Below are 20,643 nucleotides of genomic sequence, written 5' to 3' on the forward strand. Positions count from 1 at the left end.
TCAAATGATAAATACTTTGTTTCTTAATTAGTGAGACAGAAGAGAAAACTACCTAAAACAGAAATTTTTGTGGGGCTTGATATGGGATGAAAGGATTTTGCTATGTTTTCAAATAGAACTATATATAAAGATCCTAAATTCTTCCGCAAATTAATAAGGTTATTAGAGGTACAACGAATCCTTTTTAGAAGGAAGAAAGGACCTTCAAACTGGCAGAAACAACGTATAAAGTTGACAAAAAACCATGAACATATTAAAAAATACCAAAAAGTATTACTGGATAAAATCTCTACCAAAATCATTAAAAACCAAGATATAATTGGTATTGAAAATCTATAAGTAATATGCTCAAAGCGGTAAATCGATCGAAATTACGTAATCCGTTGGAATATAAAGCAAGTTGTGATCGCATTTGAAATGTTTGTTATCAATAAGCTATGCTCGGATTGTGATTAACAAAATAAATATGTTAAACGTCTCAAGCTTTGTTAGTGGAAATGCTTTTCTTGCGACACACATCATGGTTGGGATATTAACATAGGAGTGAATTTTAGAAACGAAGTGATTCACCTTCTAACCGCAGGAACTACGAGGATAACCTAGTTTATATACTTAAGAATCTCCCACCGATAGGACGTTTAGTGGAGAGTAATTCAATTCATTCAAATAAAAATTGCTGGTCTTCCTACTGGATAATATTCAATCTTTTTACAAGCCCGGATTTGATTTTCTTCCAAACAATTTCTACCATCAAAAACAATCGGTTGTCTCATTATTTTTATCAATTCCTCAAGTTCTAAACATCTAAACTCACTCCATTCTGTTACAATGAATATTGCATCTGCATCCACTATTGCTTCAAGAACTGAATTGGCAAACTTAATTGTATCTCCTAATATGTTTTTTGCATTATCAATAGCAGCTGGATCATAAGCTACTACTTCTGCCCCCAGTTTGACTAATGAATGCACAATCTTGATTGATGGCGCTTCCCTCATATCGTCTGTCTCTGGTTTGAAAGCAAGCCCCAGCATCGTAATCTTTTTCCCTTTTAAATCCTTCAAGCGATTTATTGCTTTCGTTACAAGAAGCTCCTGCTGAAAATCATTAATGGCTACTGTTTCTTTTAACAGGGAAAAAGGGATTCCGTGTAACTTAGCGGTATGAAGCAAAGCTTTAACGTCCTTCGGAAAACAAGATCCACCATAACCAATACCAGGTTGTAAAAAAGCTTCTCCAATCCTTTTATCTTTTCCCATTCCCTTTACCACATCTTTAACATCTGCCCCTACTACCTCGCATAAATTAGCAATCTCATTGATAAAACTAATCTTAGTTGCTAAATAAGCATTTGATGCATACTTAATCATCTCTGCGCTTTTAATACTTGTTAATAAAAATGGGACATTCAGTGGAAGATAAATTTCTTGTACTTTTTTTGCCACTTCTTCATTTTCAGATCCAATTATAATTCGGTCTGGCTTCAGCGTATCCATAATGGCGGATCCTTGCCTTAAGAACTCAGGGTTTGAAACCATTTCAATGGTCACATTTTCGTTACATATATCCACCATAATTTTTTTGATAAGCTCATTCGTACCAACAGGTACTGTACTTTTCAATACAATTACAGCATTCTGTGCCAGGTTTGTAGCAATATACTTTGCAGCTTGCTCAAGGTAAGATAAATTTGCTCTCCCGTCCTCCATTTGTGGTGTTCCTACGGCAATGATGATAATCTCAACACCATTTAATGCTTCTCGATGGGATGTTGTAAATAGCAACCTTCCAGCTGTAGCATTTTGAGTAAGCAAAGTCTCCAGACCTGGCTCATATATTGGAGAAATCCCTTGATTCAAGCTCTTAATTTTTTGCTCATCTGTATCGATACAAATGACACTATGCCCTATTTCTGACAAACAAACACCTGTAGATAGCCCGACATACCCTGTACCTAAAATAGCTATTTTCATATTATTCAAACTCTCTCTTTGTAATTTGATTTTTTTCTTGTGTATTTATGTCCCTTAAATATGCAAGAACTTCATTTCTTATATCATCCCTTTGCAAAGCAAAGTCTATTGTTGCCTTTATAAATCCAACTTTATCACCAATGTCATATCTATTCCCCTCAAAGTTATAAGCTAATACTGCTTGCTCCTTATTCAACTCATTTATAGCATCTGTTAGTTGTAGTTCATCACTAACTTGATCAACTGAGAGTTTTGTTAGGATTTTAAAAATTTCAGGTCTTAGTACATAACGTCCCATTATTGCATATCTGGAAGGGGCCACTTCCTTTTTTGGTTTTTCCACTAAACAATCGACACTAAAAAGATTAGGTTGAATCATCGTCCCTTTTGGCTTAATAATGCCATATTTACTGATATCCTTTTCTGGTACGCTCTGTATTGCCACAATGGAGCTATTACAATACTCAAAAATATCGATAATTTGCTTTAGACAGGGCTTTTCGGACATAACGATGTCATCCCCTAACAAAACAGCAAAAGGTTCATTTCCAATAAAGCTTTGAGCGCAGAGTATTGCGTGTCCTAGCCCTTTCGGTTCCTTTTGACGAACATAATAGATTGTTGCTAAACTAGATATTTGCTGAACTTCCTTTAAAATATCTAGTTTTTCTTTTTTTAAAAGTGCATCTTCTAACTCATAGGATTTATCAAAGTGATCCTCTATTGATCTTTTACCTCTACCTATTATGATTATAATTTCCTCTATCCCTGAAGCTACAGCTTCTTCTACAATATATTGAATTGTAGGTTTATCAACAATTGGCAGCATCTCCTTGGCCTGAGCTTTTGTTGCAGGCAAAAATCTAGTCCCGAGGCCTGCGGCCGGGATAATCGCCCTTCGAATTTTCATAGAATACCTCCTTTTTACATCCCTTAGTCTTTTATATGCTAAAGATTAACTATCGATCTAGTTAGTTGCCTAGATAATAATTTTTTATATAGAAAAATCCATCCAGGATTTTATCGCAATGGAAAGAGTTTAAATAAGTGTTTTTGTATAAATTATGAATAGTTTCTATCGCTTTTAAGGTACGGGAAGCATGACGAAGACCTGAAATCCCGTAGCCTTGTTATGTAGTACACTTCATACCACTTATAATATAGTCTCATCTGGTTTCAAAAGTACACGTGGAATTTTAATAAATTCAATTACTATATTCATAAATAAACTTAACGCATAATCGTCTTGGTTGAATAGCACACCTTCACTCTTTTAGAAGATTAGAAAAATCAAGTTAGTCTAAGTAGAAATAATATTAACGGCCTACAGCTACCACATCGCCCTCTGGTTTAAATTTTTTTAAACCTCTATTCAATAAACCCTGCACCATATTTTTTGAATATCCATCTTTATTTTGAAAATTTTGTAACCGAAGCTGTATCCATAATTCTTTCACTTTGTTATTAGTTAAAAAAATCCGTTTCAAAACCGTGACATTGGTGGATTTTTTATATTATGAATAAGTACACTCTCATTTTTTTCATCTGTGAATATAGTAAATATAGGAAATGAAAAAGGTGGGATACGTAAATGGGAAACTTTTTTTACGATGATTATGAACATAGAGAAAAGAAAGATTACTTTTATAATTATGAAAATTACAAAAAAAATAATTCCTTTTTTGATTATGATTATGGTGAAAGACGTAAAAAGGAAAGTAATAGAAGGGATAATTATAGGTTTTCTGCACCTATATGTAATTTTTTTAAGATATTAAAATCTGGTGATGATGTAAATACACTAATTATTAGTGGAAAATCCCATTCTGTGGATGCCTTTGTAAGTTTTGATGAACAGACCGGTATCATAACATTTGTGAAAGATAATGGTGCAGTATTTATTGTAGGTTGCAATCAAATTGATGCAATCATAATTGATAATTAGTTTTATTAAATTAATGAAATAATTTAGTTGCAATTCTTTAACAATACAATAAAATTGATTTCGATGTAAAAACTTCAAAATATCTGTAAGAAACCTAATACGCCGGAACGTATTAGTACTCTAAAAAATGCAATCATTATTAATAAATTTAATCTATTTAAATGTATACATTATTATCCAGGGATTATTTTACTAACGGTAATTTGGTTATCTGCGGTACGGTTCGAGTTCTTTTGACCTCACGGAAACTTATCCAAACTATTTTTCACGGGGTCCATCAACATGGACCCGCATTTGATAAAAAATCACGTCGTTATTTCTTAAAAACATTGAGTCTTGACGAGACGATGAAACATATATCAAAGTGAAGTGACAATGGGCGTACTTATTCCGAAATACTGATTGTTCAGGAAACAGCTATTGACTTTATCTATAGTAAAAAAAGAGATAAAAAGAATGCAAAGCGTTTTTTTAGAAGGCTTTGCATTCTTTTCATGTCTCAAAACCTAGTATCATCACGGTTGATAAGAACCTTGCTTATCCAATTGCCATCGAGCAATCAATAAAGATGGACACACATTGAATATTCATCTTTTTCTAGAGCTTAGATAAATATCCAATATAATTTATATTATTGTTTAAGCTTATATTTGTTCAGGATAGTTCAAATTATTAGGATAGCTCGAATCATGGTTAACATAAGAGTTGGAATTGTTAGGATTGTTTGAATCATGGTTAGCATGAGCGTTGGAATTGTTAAGATAGCTTGAATCATGGTTAACATGAGCGTTGGAATTGTTGAGATAGCTTGGATCATGGTTAACATGAGCGTTGGAATTGTTAAGATAGCTTGAATCATGGTTAGCATAAGAGTTGAAATTATTAGGATTGTTTGAATCATGGTTAGCATGAGCGTTGGAATTGTTAGGATAGCTTGAATCATGATTACCATGAGCGTTGGAATTGTTAAGATAGCTTGAATCATGGTTAACATGAGCGTTGGAATTGTTAAGATAGCTTGAATCATGGTTAGCATAAGAGTTGAAATTATTAGGATTGTTTGAATCATGGTTAGCATGAGCGTTGGAATTGTTAGGATAGCTTGAATCATGATTACCATGAGCGTTGGAATTGTTAAGATAGCTTGAATCATGGTTAACATGAGCGTTGGAATTGTTAAGATAGCTTGAATCATGGTTAGCATAAGAGTTGAAATTATTAGGATTGTTTGAATCATGGTTAGCATGAGCGTTGGAATTGTTAGGATAGCTCGAATCATGATTACCATGAGCGTTGGAATTGTTAAGATAGCTTGAATCATGGTTAGCATAAGAGTTGGAATTGTTAGGATAGCTCGAATCATAGTTAGCATGAGCGTTGGAATTGTTAGAATAGCTCGAATCATGATTACCATGAGCGTTGGAATTGTTAGGATAGCTCGAATCATGATTACCATGAGCGTTGGAATTGTTAAGATAGCTTGAATCATGGTTAGCATAAGAGTTGGAATTGTTAGGATAGCTCGAATCATGATTACCATGAGCGTTGGAATTGTTAAGATAGCTTGAATCATGGTTAGCATAAGAGTTGGAATTGTTAGGATAGCTCGAATCATGATTACCATGAGCGTTGGAATTGTTAAGATAGCTTGAATCATGGTTAGCATGAGCGCTTATTTTGTGGCTAATACTTCTTTTTAGTATTTCTACACTAATTGAGCTTATATTGGTAAATACTTCGTTACCTTGATCATTTTTCCAAGATAAAAAGGATGAATTTTCCTCTTGGAAAGTGCATATGTAATTCCCTTGTCCCTCTAATGTTCCTGCGGAAAATACTTTAATAAAATCGCCCTTATTTAATTTACTTAACATGAAATATTCTCCTCTCTTTCGGCTTTTGGTTATTTAAGGTTATTTCTTCACCTGTTTACAAATATAAATTCCCTGATTAATTATACTAAAATTCAGAATAGAGTTTCTGAGTTGTCATCAAAGCACAGTTCATAATTTCTAGTTGTATCATTCGTACTTTATAATTCTCCTATATATTATTCCAGTTTAAAAAATATATTCTAATATCCACCTAAAAATTTTTAAAATTAAATTTAATGAAGAAGCAGTTCACGTACTATTTGAATTAAAATAGCACCTTTCCCCTTTGACTTGGATTAAATGGTTCTGGTGCAAAAATAGTTGGATATGAAAGAAGAGTAAAAGATTCCTAGTGGAATTGAACGTTATGCTGTTAAACCAAGGGGTTCATCGATAAGATATATCTGCCTTTGGACAGACTTCTCCCCTTGGATAGTTTGTCCTTTTTTGATCATATGCATAGCTTCTATTCCAACAATCATTTTGTAGCTGTATGCAATGATCTCAATCCAAGCATATTCCGAATCCGTGTTTTGATAAACCGGTGGTCTTGTTCAATGATATTGTTTAAATATTTTTTCACACGAAGTGGCATACCGTGTGGTATGCACTGTTCGTCTTTTAGATCCCTTATCGCAACAGGATAGGCTTTATCTCCATCAACAGTTATAGAACGAGGTCCTGTGGCATGACAAGAAACCAAGGCTTTCTTTAGAAATCGCTTGGCAGCTTTGGCATCTCGTTTATTGCTCATTTAAAATATGAACTTCTTTTTGTAAACGTACAAAGGTTTCAATCTGTTCCTCCAATCCTCATCGGAATATTCATGTAAGGAATAAAACAATATGACTGTAAGTTCCTTTTATATAATTGTAGACAAACATCCTACTTTTCCTCCGGTTTTTGTTCCAAACAATATAATCTATTCACAAGGCGATTATATTCGCTTCTTGTAATTTCTTTAAAATATAGTTGGACTAATAAATCTTTATGCGCTTTTGAAAACGCTATTTTATCAATAAATTTTGGATACATCTAAGGCTTCTCTCCCATTCTATTAGACCACTCTTTCCCCTTTCATTATTTTATATTGATATAAAACCCTAATCAATCAAAACTCAATAAAAATAACGGGATATATTGTGATTGTACTAGAAACTATTATTATAGACATGTAGGAAGTATATTTTTTCCTATTTGAAGTCGATGGACGTCCAATTTCACGTTATGGAACATATAAAAAATGCTGCCTAACGTACACCGTGTTGAAATTAATTTTGAATACCTATGAATGAAGGGGGCCGGTTATTTTGAAACATGTGGAGACATATTTTCGTGAAAACAGAGTAGATAAAAAATTAAAAATATTTTTAACAAACGGATTAGAGGAGAAAGTTATTGTCTATGTCCCTCATTCAAGTGGAAAAACATTGTGTTTCAACCGTATAATAAAATAAAACAACAAAAATTAAGAATAGAACAACCCATATCTTTGTTAGAGAAAAAAGAGATCTCGGTTGGACACTATCTGATGTTGAGCGAATAGAATTCTAAATGGACTTCCTATTCAAAGCAAACGATTTTCAATGTTCATTCGTTTTATACCAGCACCAAAACAATTATGTTGCAATTGTAGATGCTAATTTGCGCAGCTTTTACATACAAGCTACTAACATTAGTAACACCGAGTTAAAGACGCTCTAAAAAAAGAATGCAAGACACGTGGATTTTTTGAGCGTTTTCAAAATAAATGTGCACTCGCTCCCCTAGAAGAAAAGCAGATAAAACAACAAAAGATTGTAGGTTAATTATATATAAACAGAGAAATCTAAAAAATCTTGGAGGTACTATTTTGAAAATCAATCAGTATACACTTTCCTATCGATTTTACGAAATCCCTACAAGGTATGTCGAGAAGGTTCTAACTCTTTTGTTAGAATCTTCTCTTATTTTTTCGAAACAAAAGAGTCTTTTAAATTTTTTATCCAAAGAGATTTATGTAAATCAGTATGGGAAATCCAATTCCTTGATTCATGAGAACCGATAAATTCATTATTAATGGGATGCCATACAATGAGATATATTTCATTTTCATATTGTATTTCATCAAATTGCCGCAACGATTTTCCTAATGTATCGGATTGACCGATAGGTATTGCCCCTTTTTCTAAAATCTCTTTAAATTTTTTCAAAGGTATCCCACTCCTTAGTTATAGGTATATGTATATATTTTTTAAAGAGTGTATTTTTCCCTTCTTTAAATATATATTTTAGTAAATGATGCTTATTGGAAAAGGTGCTAATAAACATGAAGATAAAAAAAGGGGATTGGTGCAAAGAATGAGCAGAGATTACATAAGGCATGGATTCCTAACGGAATCAACTCTTATGCGGTCAATCCAAACAAATGCTGGATACATATATTCTGATTTTTGACAGACTTCTCCCTTAATTTAGGTTTCCCTTTTTTGACCATATACATGGTCTCTATTCCAGCAATCATTTTTGTAGCAGTTCGTAATGGCTTTAATCCAAGCATATTCCGAATGCTTTTTTTAATAAACCGATGGTCTTGTTCACTTATATTGAGGTATACCGCAGGTACCAGCGTACTGCTAATACAATGATTTCAGGTTGATAATGTTTCCATTTGAATATATTTTCTTTTTCCATACTGATCACACACCTTTTTAAGTAGTAATACCAGTATGGCAAAGTTTGAATGAACATTTTCAAATTGTTTAGCTTTGTTGCACGAGAATCTTTTATTTATATGATGCGGTCGATAAGGATGAATATACATTGAGTATTCAACTTCGAAAAACAAAAGATTATCAGGCGGCATATGCCTTTATGAAAAGATTGGTGATGGCTTTTGGAAAAACAACGGTTCTCACAACAGAAAAAGCTCCAGCGCTAACTGGTACATTTAACAAATCAAAAAAACAAGTTGCAATCATGCCAACTTTTTCTCTGTTAAGAAATTTTTTTTAGAAAACTCTCATTTGGGAGATGCTTTTACATCCTTATAAGTTAGATTGATGGGAAAATTCATTTTCTAATTCTTTTTTGTCTGGAAACAATAATGTTATTAATATGGGATATTCAATTTCGTTAAGTTTAGAAATGAATATCCCATGATGCTTCTATTATTATTTAGTATTTAGTATTTAGTATTTACAATGTAACCTTCAAAGTAATTGAATTCAGGGCTGTGATGTGTATTAGAGCTATAATTGTTGTTTTTAGGATAATTGGATTTATAACCATGATCAGAAACTGTGTTGTAATCGCTACTTTTTTTTATTATCTCTACACTGATTGAGTTTATATTAGTATAAACTTCATTCCCATAATCGTTTTTCCAGGTTAAAAATGATGAATTTGAATCATGGAAAGTAGATACGTAATTTCCTTGTCCCTCTAAAATCCCCGCAGAATATACCTTAATTGAATCTCCCGTATTTAATTTATTCAGCATAAAATATTTTTCTCCTTTTTGTTTTTAGGTAATTCAATGTAATAAATCCATTTTTATTATAAATATATTTTCAAAAATTAATTCAATAATAACAAGCTGAGTTTATGATTCTAGGATATAATCTCTCCAAGACAAAGTTTCCCTTTTTCTATACCGTACTACTCAAATTTTAAAATTAATTACTTCCAAATCTCCTTTACATTATTCTATCTATAAAAAATATATTCTAAATCCAACTAAAAAAATACAAAGGTTCTAGCGCGAATTTTCTTAAATAGTTGAAAAATTTTCAATTTAATACAGCTTCACATAAAACTTGTCTTACTTGAAATAAGCTCACCGTAACATTTTTGTTTACAAAGTAATAGTACAGTTTTCGATACCCCATTCTACCTTTTAAACGTTTTAATTACATGACAATATAAGTCGCTATCTTTTTACGATTTTTCTGTTTTTCAGTTGGCTTATGATGGAAATAGTCGTAAGACAACTGAAACAAGTAATCAATAACCAAGCCTGCGCACTCCAAATATGGAAGGATATTGTCTGATAAATTGAAAGCTTGTTAGTTTGATTTTCCCAAAAATAATATTTTACCTTTTTTCGGAAAATAATTCTCTTTTTAAAACCTAGATTTTTATCTGTAAAGAATGTAGTTCTTCCATATTAAATTATAAATGATCCAAAAATGTGGAAAAATATTTCTTTATTTATTCATTTAGAGCACCATTCCCTAGGTCAAATTCTTTTTAAATATTAGAAATTGTGAGGCCTTCTTTATCCACCAATTCTACATATTGTTTTTTAAACATTTCACCATACTGTTTTTTTATTTAAAACACCTCCTTTATAAAATAATGTATCTCTATATTGGCTTCCAGGCTTACTGTACTACCTCACCCCTAAAAATTCAGAATATTTCTAAGGCAGTCTGGCATATAGTTATAAAGAGGGATAAAGTTTAAGAAATAATAGGAATATACTAGAAAAAATGATGAGTGCTCAGCAAATTAGAAATGAATTCAAAATATTGAGATTGTAATCCCATTAAGAAAATCTACTAAATCTTAATAAAAAGGATGTGAAATTAATTAATTAATTAATAATCAAGCCTTAAATAATATTATCAGAGATAAGAAACGTGAAGTGCTGTATTTTTTTCAAATACTATGAACTGGATTTTCTATATTCCCGTTTGAGTGTACAAAGAATTGTAGTTGAAAATATTCACATTCGAATGTATTAAATGAGCAAAGTAATGTGGCGCTTTATCTGTTGTAAAAATCTTTAGTCATCTTTTTTCGTATGGGCATATATAATTCGATAGGACGGATTTATATATAGTTAATTAATTAGTTTCCTCAACAACTAATTGTTTTTCATTTTCTACTTTGAAATTTAATATATTAAGCTCTCATATTCTTGAACCTAGCTCATAATGGCTATGTGGTGGAAAGCAACACAATGTAATTTCAGAAACATCGCAATAGTTAAAGATAAAAAGGAATTAGTAGCCGTCGACTATCAAAAAAATACTTTTTAATATGATTCCTTTTAAAATATTATAATTAAATATAAACAGTTATTTAATAATAAAATTTAAAAAGGAATATGATAAAAAGCTTATCAACATTCATATTGAAATATCTAATTTACTCGCACATAAAATAAACATAATCACCTAAATATCACATTTCTGGATGTTACTGATAGTGCAGATATGTAAAAAACACTCAAGGTATTCAGAAGCAATTTTAAAGAGGAAACATTTGGATTATGTATCAAGATATATGATTTATTCTATGATATATAATCAAATTAAATATTATATAACGATGACGCTTAAATTATGGAATGTTAGTGCTGATTTTATTTGTGTATATATTGAAAGGATGATGATTAAATATGAATTCAAATATTCAAAATTCTATTCAACAATTAGAAAACATTGCTAAATTTCCTCTATCATTTGACCCAATTAGGCATTTATCGGGTATGAATTATAAAGATTGCTTAGCTAATAATGGATTAGATTTAATAAAACCTAGTGAAGCGTCAGCTCTTAACGCCACTACAGCCATTCTGGGGTCCTCAGCTGCTGTTCTTTCTCTTTTACTAGCACCGCCAATTACTGTAGGAGGAGTAATCGTGGCAGCGTTCTCTACTCTTTCTGTTAGTGCTCCCTTTTTTTGGCCCGTATCAGGTGAAAATAATATGAATGAGCTGGTTTATGCAACAGAAGATCTTCTCGAACAAAGAATAACTGAAACCATCAGAACTATAGCATTAGGAGTTATGAATGGATTCCATAATTCAATTACTTATTATAATGCGGCTTTTAGTTTTTGGGTAAGATATCCAACATCTGATACTCCTAGATTGGAAGTGTTGAACCGGTTCCAACGCTTACATGGGGATTATGTAATGTCAATGTCTATGCTTGCTCTTTCAGGGTATGAAGAGTTACTGCTACCACTCTATGCACAAGCAGCATTTCAACATTTACAGGTACTAAGCGATGGTATCAGATATGCTGATAAATGGAAACTTGCAAAAGATGACTATAACTATGGAGATCTGCATTATGCAGAATTTCAACACTACATGGAGGTTTACACTAATCATTGTAATCTTTGGTACCGGAATGGACTCATTAGATCTAACTCTACTTCAAAAAATTGGGCAGAGCAAAATGAATATATTCGTTATATGACGCTTTGGGTGTTAGACACAGTTGCCCTATTTCAAAATCTCAATCCACGATTATATCCAAACGCTGTTAAAACACAAACTTTAAGTAGAAAGATATATTCTCCTCCAATCAATTTTGTGCCTGCTGACAAAACTAGCGATACCCTGAATTTCACAACCAAACCCGACCTCTATGCTAATTTAAATGCCTTAAATATTTATTCCAATTCCCCAGTATCGGGTAGCAGTTCATATGTATTAGGGATAGAAAATCGATATAACTTAGGAGGTGGAGCTAAAACGATATCCAAACTATTCGGACAATCAACTAATTTTCCCCAATTAGTTGACTTTCAGAGAAGGGATTCTTTTGGTAACTATCAATATAAAGACCTATACAGACTAATTCTTGGTTTTAATTCCCAAACTGCAGGTAGAAACCTCCAAAATTTATGTAAAATGGAGTTTTATGGTGTAGGTCCTGATGTAAGTGCTATAAACCCTACTTTTGAATATAAGACAGGAATGCCAGCCAATTATCATGCATTACGAGATTTGCCGCCATTGGAAGACACTCAACTTCCTCATTTACATCATTCACATGATCTATCGGATGTAATTATTGCTAAAACTAACCCTGATAATACTCAGGCGTACTCAATCGCTTGGACACATAAAGAACTTGACTGGAGAAATTATATAACTGATACTCAAATATTGACCGATGAGACGACTGGTAGCCAATTGCAAATACCTCTAATAACACAAATCCCAGCGACTAATGCCTATAATATAAGCAAAACAGGGCAAATAGCACAACAATATGCAAATATTTCAGTTACAGATGCTGTAAAATTCACAGGAGGAAACTTAGTTTTATGTGAACTTGATATACCAGCAAATGATCAAAATACGTTTATAACATATTTTGATATTGATTTTGGATGTGTAATAGGATATATAAGAAATAACTCGTTTCGTATACGAATTCGTTACGCGTCTAATATTGATTGTAACGCAAGTTTTATTGGGTCTCCTGGTTATGCTACTGTAGCATTAAAAAATACTTTTAATAGTGTTACAGATATTAGTAGATTAAACTTCGGAAATTTCGCTTTTGTGGAATCTACTGGAACTTTTGGAGTATCTCAACATATGAATCTCTCAATAGATATATCGAATCCAACCGTAAGAGGTAAGAATGTTAAAATATTGATTGATAAAATTGAATTGGTACCTTACCGGTAGATTCGGAATACTAGAAAAGAGGGCCTGTTACAAAATTTCTTAACAGAGAAAAAATTGGTATGATTGCAGATAGATTTTATGCAATCGTTAGTAATTCATTATACGTCGAAAAAACGGAGTTTGGTTATTACAACTTCGTTTTTTCGACGTATAGAGCATGAACAGTGGTTCTGGTGCAAAAAACGTGAAGTATATGAAGATGGTTTCTCAAACTTGGACATACTGATAGTATGAATCTAAAAAGGTGCATGATTCATATAGAAAAGAAGAATGTATTTAAGTGAAAACATTATCAACCAGACATCATTTTATTCACTGTACGTTGGTACCTACGGTACAACTTAAGCTTGCGAAATGATGGAAGAACGGGGAATACACTTAGCTCATACAACAATTATGCGTTGGGCACATCAATATGGGCCTGAATTAAATGAGCAAATTTGCAAACATTTGAAACCAACGAATGATTCTTGGAGAGTGGATGAAACATACCTCAAAATTAAAGGAGAGAACATGTATTTATATCGTGCAATTGATTCCGAAGGAAACACAATTGATTTTTACTTGAGTAGGAAACGAGAAGCAAGGGCTGCCAAGTGCTTTCTAAAGAAAGCCTTGGCTTTTTGTCATGTCGCAAAACCGTGTGCCATAACTGTGGATGGTGATAAATCGTATCCCGTTGCGATACGGAAATTAAAGGATGAAAAGCGCATACCACATGGTATGCCACTTCGATTGAAAAAATATTTAAACAACATAAGTGAACAAGACCATCGGTTTATTAAAAAACGCATTAGGAATATGCTTGGATTAAAGTCATTACGAACTGCTACAAAAATGATTGCTGGAATAGAGGCCAAGCATATGGTCAAAAAGGGCAACTCAAATTAAGAGGACGGTCTGTCAAAAATCAGAATATATGTATCAGCATTTGTTTGGATTAACCGCATAAGAATTCCGTTAGGAATCCATGTCTTATGTAATCTCTGTTCATTCTTTGCACAAAAACCCTTGTTATTATTAAATTACATTTGTCTTAACGCCCCACGTCTACGTTCCTAACAAAATCTATTCCTCCCCATTAAATCTTCAATTTCACGAGCACTAATTTCACTTTTCGTTTTTTCTTATTTTTCTTTTTAACTTGTTTCGATTTCTTTTTCCATTCACATAGCTGATCTCTTAGTGACTTCATTTCCCCATCTCCCCTTTCAAAATAAAAGAAGACACCATTTCTTAAGTCAGCTGTAATAGCTGTTTTAAAAATTGGTGTCCTTTAGTTTTCTAGCCGGACTTTTTTCCATTCTTCTACTCGAAACTTATATGATACACGCTTTACTTTCCCTTCAATTAATTTTAAATTATGCTTTAACTTCCTTTATTTCTTCACTTTCTTCATCTTGTATTACTTTCAATGTACTTAACATCAATTTGTAAAATGTATAATTATTTGCATAATCTATTTCTTTATAACTTTGCTTCATTTTATTTACTATAAAAGAATCTTTATGATATTTTTATATATACAAAATACTTTTTGACACCAAAACTCCAAAATTTACTGGATCAAAATATAATCTACCCTCGGATTGCTTTATCTCAGATTCTAATGCTTTCCCTAATTTTATTAAATGATATAGCATATATTGTACTCCCTCCTTCTAGTTCATGTACCAATTTTGATAAAATATTTTTCACTATGAAATTACAAAAACATGTATATGCTACTTAAAAAGATCACTTTGTTGAGTTTTGAATACTTTCATTGTCACTCCTACTACGACTTTTTCATATGTTATTGTGAGTCCGCTTCCATTCAGAGTCGAGCTTATTCACTTTAATCCTTAAAAACCTTCCTGAAAGTCCATGCAATATACACTCAAGGAAAGATCACTGTTCGAGGGTGCTCTTTTTATTTTTGCAAATCTGAATACCCTTTAATACATAGCGCATACTATAGTACTGACATAATCCTCCCTTGTATTTCTTCACTTTTTTTTAAGAGCAGTTAGCTTTGTGCTAGCTGTTTATTAGTACAGGCACCTACTTAATAACAGCAACATAAACTATTTTGAACCTTACTTTTTGCATCATTCAATTGTTCATGACTCACAAACATAACATAATGAATGACGGCATTTTATAAAACGAGCACTCTGGCACTGAAGTGACCCCTAAAAGTTAGACACGGTTATTTCATTAGGCAGCTTGATAAAAGTGAGTCCGGTATTGCACCGGGCTCATTTTTAATTTTGTCTTTATCCGTTTCGTATTATAATATTTTATATATTTATCTAATTCCATTTTAAAATGTTCTACACTTTCAAACTCTTTTATGTAGAGGAATTCCGACTTCATAATCCCGAAGAAATTCTCCATTAATGCGTTGCCATAACAATTGTCTTTTCAAGACATACTCTGCACAATACCTCTTGATTTAAGTGTACGGACATATTGTTTTATTTGGTAATGCCACCCTTGATCTGAATGCATCAATAGTTGGTGATTTTCAGGAAAACGTTCTAATGCGTTCTCTAACATTTCTGAAACAAGTGAATACGTCGGTCTAGAGCCTATTGTATAGGTAATAATTTCACCATTATACAAGTCTAATACAAGTGATAAATAAAGTTTCTCTCAAAACAATTTAAAATCTGTGATGTCTGTTACCCATTTTTGATTCGGTGCATCTGCATGAAAACTGCGTGCTAAAATATTTGGTGCAATTTTACCGGATTTCCCTTTATAAGACTTATATTTTTTCATACGTACAACACACTTTAATCCAAGCTCTTTCATAATGCACAGAACCCTCTTGTGATTCACTTTCTGACCACGATTCGTTAACTCATCACGAATGCGACAGTAGCCATAACGACCTTCATTTTCCTCATAAATCACTTTAATTTCAGCTTTCAAATCCGCATCTAAATCCGGACGATTCATTTTCTTTACTAAATCATAATACGTGCTTCGTGGAATATTAGCTAGCTCCACGAGTGCCTTCACCGAATATTTATGCCTTAATTCATAGACTACTTGCGCTTTATCTTGTTTTGTGACTTTTCCTTGTTTTGAACTAAGGCATTCAACTTTTTTAAGTACTCATTTTCCATTTCAAGCTGTTTAATGCGTGCTTCAAGTGCTTCGACTGAAACTTCAACTGGTGCTTGTTTTGATTGTTTATTTGACTCTTTTTTCATGGATGGACGCCCCTTTTTCTTTGATTGAAGGGCATCAATTCCTTGTGCTTCGAGTTGTTTTTTCCAAACAATAATCGAATGAGCAGGGGTGTTAAAGATAGCTGCCGTTTCAAACAAGGACGTACCGTTTTCAATCATAAAATTTAGTACGTCTAGTTTAAATTGTTGGGTGTAATTTGTATACCGTTTTAGAAAAGCTTCCGCACTGAACTGTACCCTATAAAATGGACAGTTTAATAAAAAAGTCCTGAAAAATCAAGCATTTAAAAGATGGTTCCGATATTTGATCGGAGCCATCTTTTTTAATGTCCACTGATAACGATTATTATTATACTCCTCCATATAATCCTATATGTTGAGATCAAGGGATTCAAAGGTTTGACAATCTTTGTAATCTAATTCATCTTTCATATGACTAAAGAAGGATTCCATTGGTGCATTGTCTAAACAATTGCCCCTATGGGACATAGATTGTCTGATTCCCATTTGTAAAGAAGAGGGGACATGATAGGCTAAAATCTCTCGTGTTGTACTGTCTTTTACACATGATCAATAAGCCTCCTTTCCTTGTCCATAAAATAAATAGGTAATATCGGGTTAACATACTTTTTTCAGGCTCTTCTTGATTGAATTGACGCTTTACAAGGTTCGGACATGTTTTATGTTCTTGTGTCGCTTTTGCGATATGTTTATAAGAATTCGCTCGGCGAATCTTTTTCACAAGATTATATTTACGTATAATACAGTAAATTCGCTTAAGATTCATACAAATTCCTTTTGTCTTTTCCAACACTATTTTGATAAAACGACCACCACATATTTTTCCTTTTCGATTAAAAATTTCTTGGATCCATTAATAATCTGTTTCATCATTACGTTCTTTTTCTAGATGTTTATCTGACTGATGAAGCCACGCATAGTATCCAATCCGACTTACCACAGCCAGTGTACAAAGATAACGGACCATAGAAGCGACGTATGGTTTGTTCAATCAGTGTGTATGTTTCTCGTGGTGTTAACGCTTCTTCTGTAACGCCTGCCTTTCGAGTTCGTCTAACTTTTTTAGGAATGTCAATTCTGCTTCTAAAAACGTAATACGTGCTTCCTTTCCCGCGGCGTTCTGTATAAAAGCCCTCTTCACCAAATTGTTCAAAGGTTCTTCGCCAACGTTTCAAGCCTTGTTTTAGTTTCTTCTCACCAATCACAGCTAAGTCAAACCCATTCTCTAAAAAGATTTGGCCAGGACCTTTTCCTTGTTGATTTTCTTTTACCGCTCTTATTTTGAAATCATGACAATAGCTAATCGAACGTTCCGACGCTTTTAATACATTTTTATTATTTTCTAGCTGTTTCATTTGAATTTCTTTAAAAATAATTTTACTCATTCTTCGTACCTCATTTCTATCGTTGGTTCCATTATAACGAGGTTTTTTGATAAAAAAACACAAAACCCCCGAATCATGGGGCCTTTTTAAGTGTCCATGATTCGGGGTACAGTTCAACTACAATTGTGTGCAAATTCAAGAAAAACTAAACAACCTATCCCCTAAAGAATTTAGGGAACAGATGGTTTAGGTGTTTTGATAGGTGTCCCGTTTTCAGGGTTCACTTCATTTTCTGCTTGAGGGTGTCTTATTTTCCTTAGCTTGATGAGCCGAAATTTCTCTCGTCTACAGGAGTAGGAGTGCTTTATTCACACTTGTTACAATTGGGAAGAAATATTGAACCTTTAATTGGAATAAGTGTATTTCCACATTCATCGATTTTATAAGTACCGGTATAGGCAGTAAAAGTAGATCCACTTAAATCTGGACATGGTTCTGAATTATCTAAATCTGTATAACAAATTACACGATCTACACAAAGAACTTCAGAGCCATTTACAGAACCTAGACCAGAGGATAAAAAAGGAGGACTTCCAGCAGGATTTGGAATATACCCACCCTGTGGAATATCTCTACTTACCAGTGGAAAGAGGCCTGCAAATATTTGTATACAACCAACGATTCTTATCTGGTTTATTAGAGCTTTAGATGGAATACATTCTTTAGTATCGCAGGGATTATCGACATGAACGGGAATTGAAATAGGCTCTATTATACATTGTAAGCAACTAACATCAAAAGTAAAATCCAAATATTCAATTTTAGAAGTATCTAGTTTCGAAGGCACCAAAATAGAAAAACAAAAAGGTATTTCATTATTACACGGTTTTGGAACTTGTTTTGATATTTTCTTGTTTGATTTAGACATTTTGAAACATCCTATCTGTTATTGACTCTCAGGAGTTTTGAAGGAGAATTATAACCTTTTTGGTTATATTCTATGATTATTAAAACTCTAATGTTACTTCAAAAATACTAATTCTTCCAAACTAAGCGACTGCCCATATGTGAAGTAGAAAAAATCCATTTCTCTACTTCACATGCACATAGGCTTCATTTGCAGTGATATAGTATGTTGTACCTTTACTGTTGTGTACCTTGATTGCGGTGAACCATTAACAGATACCTTAGCATCAATCGTAAATCCAAATCCTAAATCTACTGTTCCTGCTACAGAACTTTAGGTATTAGTTTGTTCACCTTGAAATTTAATGTAAGATGGGTTGTTATAAATCCTTTGGTTACGCCAAGATTTAACCATATATGTATCCATTATTTGTTTGGATTGATCACATAAAAGTTGATTCCGTTAGGAATCCATGTCTTATGTAATCTCTGTTCATTCTTTGCACCAAAACCTGATTTATGAAGTCGTTAACAATAAAAAAAGAAATCCTCAGTAAAAGGATTCATCCCAGGAAACATAGATAAATAAATAGAATTAAGTTTATTTTAAAATAAAAGTAAACGAAACATATTGAGAAACAAAAATGATTGAAGGTTGATAGCAAAGAATAATGATTGCTATACTAAATGCTCACAAATATATACAAAATCACAAATAAAATAAGGGCAGCCATGCTAGGCTGTCCTTATTTTATGTTTAATTTGAGGTATTTATAAACCTAGTACACTAACAATCTGACATGCTTTGGAATTTGCAATATGATAGTACATCTCTAACCCTCTTCTTTCCGAGCGGAGAATCTTGCCACGCATTTTAGACAAATGCTGAGATACAGTAGATTGAGGGACATCTAATAACTCCGTTAATTGTGTTACATTACAAATCTTGCGATGTTCTAGCTCCTTCACAATCTGTAACCTAACTGGATGGGCCATAATCTTTAATAATTCTACATCCGCCTCTGGGATTTTGTACATTTCATTACTTGCTTGTATAGTTGTCATTTTAATTTCTCCTTTTTAGTTTCTTTTTTATTTTTAAGTATTCTGTGTTTGTATGAGTATATTGTTCATAATCGATGTGTTATTTGTTCTTTTGCCTCTCTATCAGGTTTAATATATAAAAGTATTATGATGACTAAAAATCCAACAAAAGATAACATAGGTATTGAAATGAAGCCAAACAAATTCAAGTAATCTTCTGTACAAGAAACCCCTACAGAACAAATTTTCATCTCACTAATAGGAAACGCTTGAATTGTAATTTGATATACAGATAACATTAAACCGATACACGCAAATGGAAATGCATACGTGCTGACGTGCGGATCTTTTCTATACATTCCTATCCCCAATATTAATACTAATGGATACATGGCCATTCTTTGGTACCAGCACAAATCACATGGAGGCAGCTTCATCCATTCACTAAAAAACAAACTAATTAACATTGCACTAGTAGCTATCGACCAAGCAATTGCAATGTGGTACTTACGAATCCATTCCATTTTATATTCTCCTCACACGATTTTAGTTGCATTGAAGGTTTTATAATAAGGGTGTGATATTATCTCAATTATCTATTTAGAATGTCACTAACTTATTTCCGTATTTGGAATAACCGGTTTCAATGGATAGTATCCAATTATTTAGATCTTCCCAGTCATACTCCTTATCTTTCAACTCTGGTGGAAAGCAATTCTCAAAATCATCACGCATTCCGTACATAGTTTCTAATGCTGTTTCTAGTGGACCGAATCTATATACAATATGTGTTTTCACTCGTTTGTTTTTCTTTTCTGCTACAGCCAAATATACATATCGTCTTTCCTTTGCTAAAACGAACTTTAAAAACCCTGGTATTTGACTCATCTAAAAAATGCCCCTTTCGGTTTTCCTTACCCTTTTCTTTTGTATACGAGTAAGGAAAACAAGCG

General features: G+C 32.8%; 13 protein-coding genes and 9 pseudogenes. 6 read left to right on the plus strand and 16 right to left on the minus strand.

The features are described 5' to 3' along the window. The first annotated feature begins 102 nt into the window (after positions 1-102). A complete protein-coding gene (locus KZZ19_RS29710) occupies positions 103-339 on the plus strand; it encodes a hypothetical protein (RefSeq protein WP_348638085.1) in 237 nt (78 codons plus the stop codon). Between the two features lie 323 nt (positions 340-662). Here the strand turns inward: KZZ19_RS29710 and KZZ19_RS29715 are convergent, their stop codons facing one another. Together KZZ19_RS29715 and galU are read right to left on the minus strand one after the other, a co-directional pair. Next, positions 663-1,973 (minus strand): UDP-glucose dehydrogenase family protein, encoded by a 1,311-nt coding sequence (locus KZZ19_RS29715; protein ID WP_237982476.1) that lies wholly within the window; start codon positions 1,971-1,973, stop codon positions 663-665. A gap of 1 nt (position 1,974) precedes the next feature. Next, on the minus strand, positions 1,975-2,883 hold the full coding sequence (gene galU, locus KZZ19_RS29720) for a UTP--glucose-1-phosphate uridylyltransferase GalU (RefSeq protein ID WP_237982475.1): 909 nt from the start codon (positions 2,881-2,883) through the stop codon (positions 1,975-1,977). Between the two features lie 681 nt (positions 2,884-3,564). On the opposite strand from galU, the gene KZZ19_RS29725 reads away from it, so the two are divergent. Together KZZ19_RS29725 and KZZ19_RS31290 are read left to right on the plus strand one after the other, a co-directional pair. Beyond that, entirely contained in the window at positions 3,565-3,918 is a 354-nt protein-coding gene (locus tag KZZ19_RS29725; protein WP_237982474.1) for a hypothetical protein, read from the plus strand. Positions 3,919-4,056: 138 nt separating this feature from the next. Then, positions 4,057-4,477 (plus strand): annotated as a pseudogene (locus KZZ19_RS31290) (DDE-type integrase/transposase/recombinase); the annotation flags it as partial. 105 nt (positions 4,478-4,582) lie between these two features. Here the strand turns inward: KZZ19_RS31290 and KZZ19_RS29730 are convergent. The 5 genes and pseudogenes from KZZ19_RS29730 to KZZ19_RS31295 form a co-directional block, all read right to left on the minus strand. Then, the gene (locus KZZ19_RS29730; protein WP_348638086.1) at positions 4,583-5,575 is read right to left on the minus strand and encodes a hypothetical protein; all 993 of its coding nucleotides are present in this window, start codon (positions 5,573-5,575) and stop codon (positions 4,583-4,585) included. A gap of 582 nt (positions 5,576-6,157) precedes the next feature. Then, positions 6,158-6,546: pseudogene (locus tag KZZ19_RS29735) on the minus strand (DDE-type integrase/transposase/recombinase); the annotation flags it as partial. Positions 6,547-7,738: 1,192 nt separating this feature from the next. Beyond that, on the minus strand, positions 7,739-7,990 hold the full coding sequence (locus tag KZZ19_RS29740; RefSeq protein ID WP_237982906.1) for a hypothetical protein: 252 nt from the start codon (positions 7,988-7,990) through the stop codon (positions 7,739-7,741). 188 nt (positions 7,991-8,178) lie between these two features. Continuing rightward, positions 8,179-8,379 (minus strand): annotated as a pseudogene (locus KZZ19_RS29745) (DDE-type integrase/transposase/recombinase); the annotation flags it as partial. 5 nt (positions 8,380-8,384) lie between these two features. Then, positions 8,385-8,465: pseudogene (locus KZZ19_RS31295) on the minus strand (IS6 family transposase); the annotation flags it as partial. Positions 8,466-8,558: 93 nt separating this feature from the next. Between KZZ19_RS31295 and KZZ19_RS29750 the strand changes: the two are divergent. Continuing rightward, positions 8,559-8,741 (plus strand): annotated as a pseudogene (locus KZZ19_RS29750) (DDE-type integrase/transposase/recombinase); the annotation flags it as partial. A gap of 214 nt (positions 8,742-8,955) precedes the next feature. Here the strand turns inward: KZZ19_RS29750 and KZZ19_RS29755 are convergent. Then, on the minus strand, positions 8,956-9,273 hold the full coding sequence (locus KZZ19_RS29755; RefSeq protein WP_237982373.1) for a hypothetical protein: 318 nt from the start codon (positions 9,271-9,273) through the stop codon (positions 8,956-8,958). A 1,905-nt stretch (positions 9,274-11,178) separates the two neighbouring features. Here KZZ19_RS29755 and KZZ19_RS29760 point away from each other — a divergent pair. Beyond that, positions 11,179-13,212 carry an insecticidal delta-endotoxin Cry8Ea1 family protein gene (locus tag KZZ19_RS29760; RefSeq protein WP_237982372.1) on the plus strand — a complete coding sequence of 678 codons (2,034 nt, stop codon included), beginning with the start codon at positions 11,179-11,181 and terminating at the stop codon, positions 13,210-13,212. Positions 13,213-13,514: 302 nt separating this feature from the next. Then, positions 13,515-14,164 (plus strand): annotated as a pseudogene (locus KZZ19_RS29765) (IS6 family transposase). Positions 14,165-15,411: 1,247 nt separating this feature from the next. On the opposite strand, the pseudogene KZZ19_RS29770 reads toward KZZ19_RS29765, so the two are convergent. The 8 genes and pseudogenes from KZZ19_RS29770 to KZZ19_RS29800 form a co-directional block, all read right to left on the minus strand. Further along, a pseudogene (locus KZZ19_RS29770) lies at positions 15,412-16,622 on the minus strand (IS3 family transposase); the annotation flags it as partial. 48 nt (positions 16,623-16,670) lie between these two features. After that, positions 16,671-16,826 (minus strand): annotated as a pseudogene (locus KZZ19_RS31300) (IS3 family transposase). A gap of 482 nt (positions 16,827-17,308) precedes the next feature. Further along, positions 17,309-17,800: a hypothetical protein gene (locus KZZ19_RS31305; protein ID WP_432442739.1), complete on the minus strand. Its 492-nt coding sequence runs from the start codon at positions 17,798-17,800 to the stop codon at positions 17,309-17,311. A 304-nt stretch (positions 17,801-18,104) separates the two neighbouring features. Further along, a complete protein-coding gene (locus KZZ19_RS29780) occupies positions 18,105-18,668 on the minus strand; it encodes a hypothetical protein (RefSeq protein ID WP_237982371.1) in 564 nt (187 codons plus the stop codon). A 163-nt stretch (positions 18,669-18,831) separates the two neighbouring features. Beyond that, positions 18,832-19,060, minus strand: a pseudogene (locus KZZ19_RS29785) (N-acetylmuramoyl-L-alanine amidase); the annotation flags it as partial. 357 nt (positions 19,061-19,417) lie between these two features. After that, the gene (locus KZZ19_RS29790) at positions 19,418-19,711 is read right to left on the minus strand and encodes an ArsR/SmtB family transcription factor (protein ID WP_000207870.1); all 294 of its coding nucleotides are present in this window, start codon (positions 19,709-19,711) and stop codon (positions 19,418-19,420) included. A 65-nt stretch (positions 19,712-19,776) separates the two neighbouring features. Continuing rightward, positions 19,777-20,214: a disulfide oxidoreductase gene (locus KZZ19_RS29795; protein WP_237982370.1), complete on the minus strand. Its 438-nt coding sequence runs from the start codon at positions 20,212-20,214 to the stop codon at positions 19,777-19,779. Between the two features lie 76 nt (positions 20,215-20,290). Continuing rightward, positions 20,291-20,578, minus strand: coding sequence for a hypothetical protein (locus KZZ19_RS29800; RefSeq protein ID WP_237982369.1), 288 nt, complete (start codon positions 20,576-20,578; stop codon positions 20,291-20,293). Between the last annotated feature and the right edge of the window lie 65 nt (positions 20,579-20,643).

The organism is Bacillus thuringiensis (assembly GCF_022095615.2).
Taxonomy (GTDB): domain Bacteria; phylum Bacillota; class Bacilli; order Bacillales; family Bacillaceae_G; genus Bacillus_A; species Bacillus_A cereus_AG.

Excerpts from the sequence above, each read along its gene's own strand:
- KZZ19_RS29715 (WP_237982476.1), bottom strand. The coding sequence starts at position 1,973 with ATGAAAATAGCTATTTTAGGTACAGGGTATGTCGGGCTATCTACAGGT.
- KZZ19_RS29730 (WP_348638086.1), bottom strand. The coding sequence starts at position 5,575 with ATGATTCAAGCTATCTTAACAATTCCAACGCTCATGGTAATCATGATT.
- KZZ19_RS29755 (WP_237982373.1), bottom strand. The coding sequence starts at position 9,273 with ATGCTGAATAAATTAAATACGGGAGATTCAATTAAGGTATATTCTGCG.
- KZZ19_RS29725 (WP_237982474.1), top strand. The coding sequence starts at position 3,565 with ATGGGAAACTTTTTTTACGATGATTATGAACATAGAGAAAAGAAAGAT.
- KZZ19_RS29795 (WP_237982370.1), bottom strand. The coding sequence starts at position 20,214 with ATGGAATGGATTCGTAAGTACCACATTGCAATTGCTTGGTCGATAGCT.
- KZZ19_RS29760 (WP_237982372.1), top strand. The coding sequence starts at position 11,179 with ATGAATTCAAATATTCAAAATTCTATTCAACAATTAGAAAACATTGCT.
- KZZ19_RS29800 (WP_237982369.1), bottom strand. The coding sequence starts at position 20,578 with ATGAGTCAAATACCAGGGTTTTTAAAGTTCGTTTTAGCAAAGGAAAGA.
- galU (WP_237982475.1), bottom strand. The coding sequence starts at position 2,883 with ATGAAAATTCGAAGGGCGATTATCCCGGCCGCAGGCCTCGGGACTAGA.
- KZZ19_RS29790 (WP_000207870.1), bottom strand. The coding sequence starts at position 19,711 with ATGACAACTATACAAGCAAGTAATGAAATGTACAAAATCCCAGAGGCG.
- KZZ19_RS31305 (WP_432442739.1), bottom strand. The coding sequence starts at position 17,800 with ATGAGTAAAATTATTTTTAAAGAAATTCAAATGAAACAGCTAGAAAAT.
- KZZ19_RS29780 (WP_237982371.1), bottom strand. The coding sequence starts at position 18,668 with ATGTCTAAATCAAACAAGAAAATATCAAAACAAGTTCCAAAACCGTGT.
- KZZ19_RS29710 (WP_348638085.1), top strand. The coding sequence starts at position 103 with ATGTTTTCAAATAGAACTATATATAAAGATCCTAAATTCTTCCGCAAA.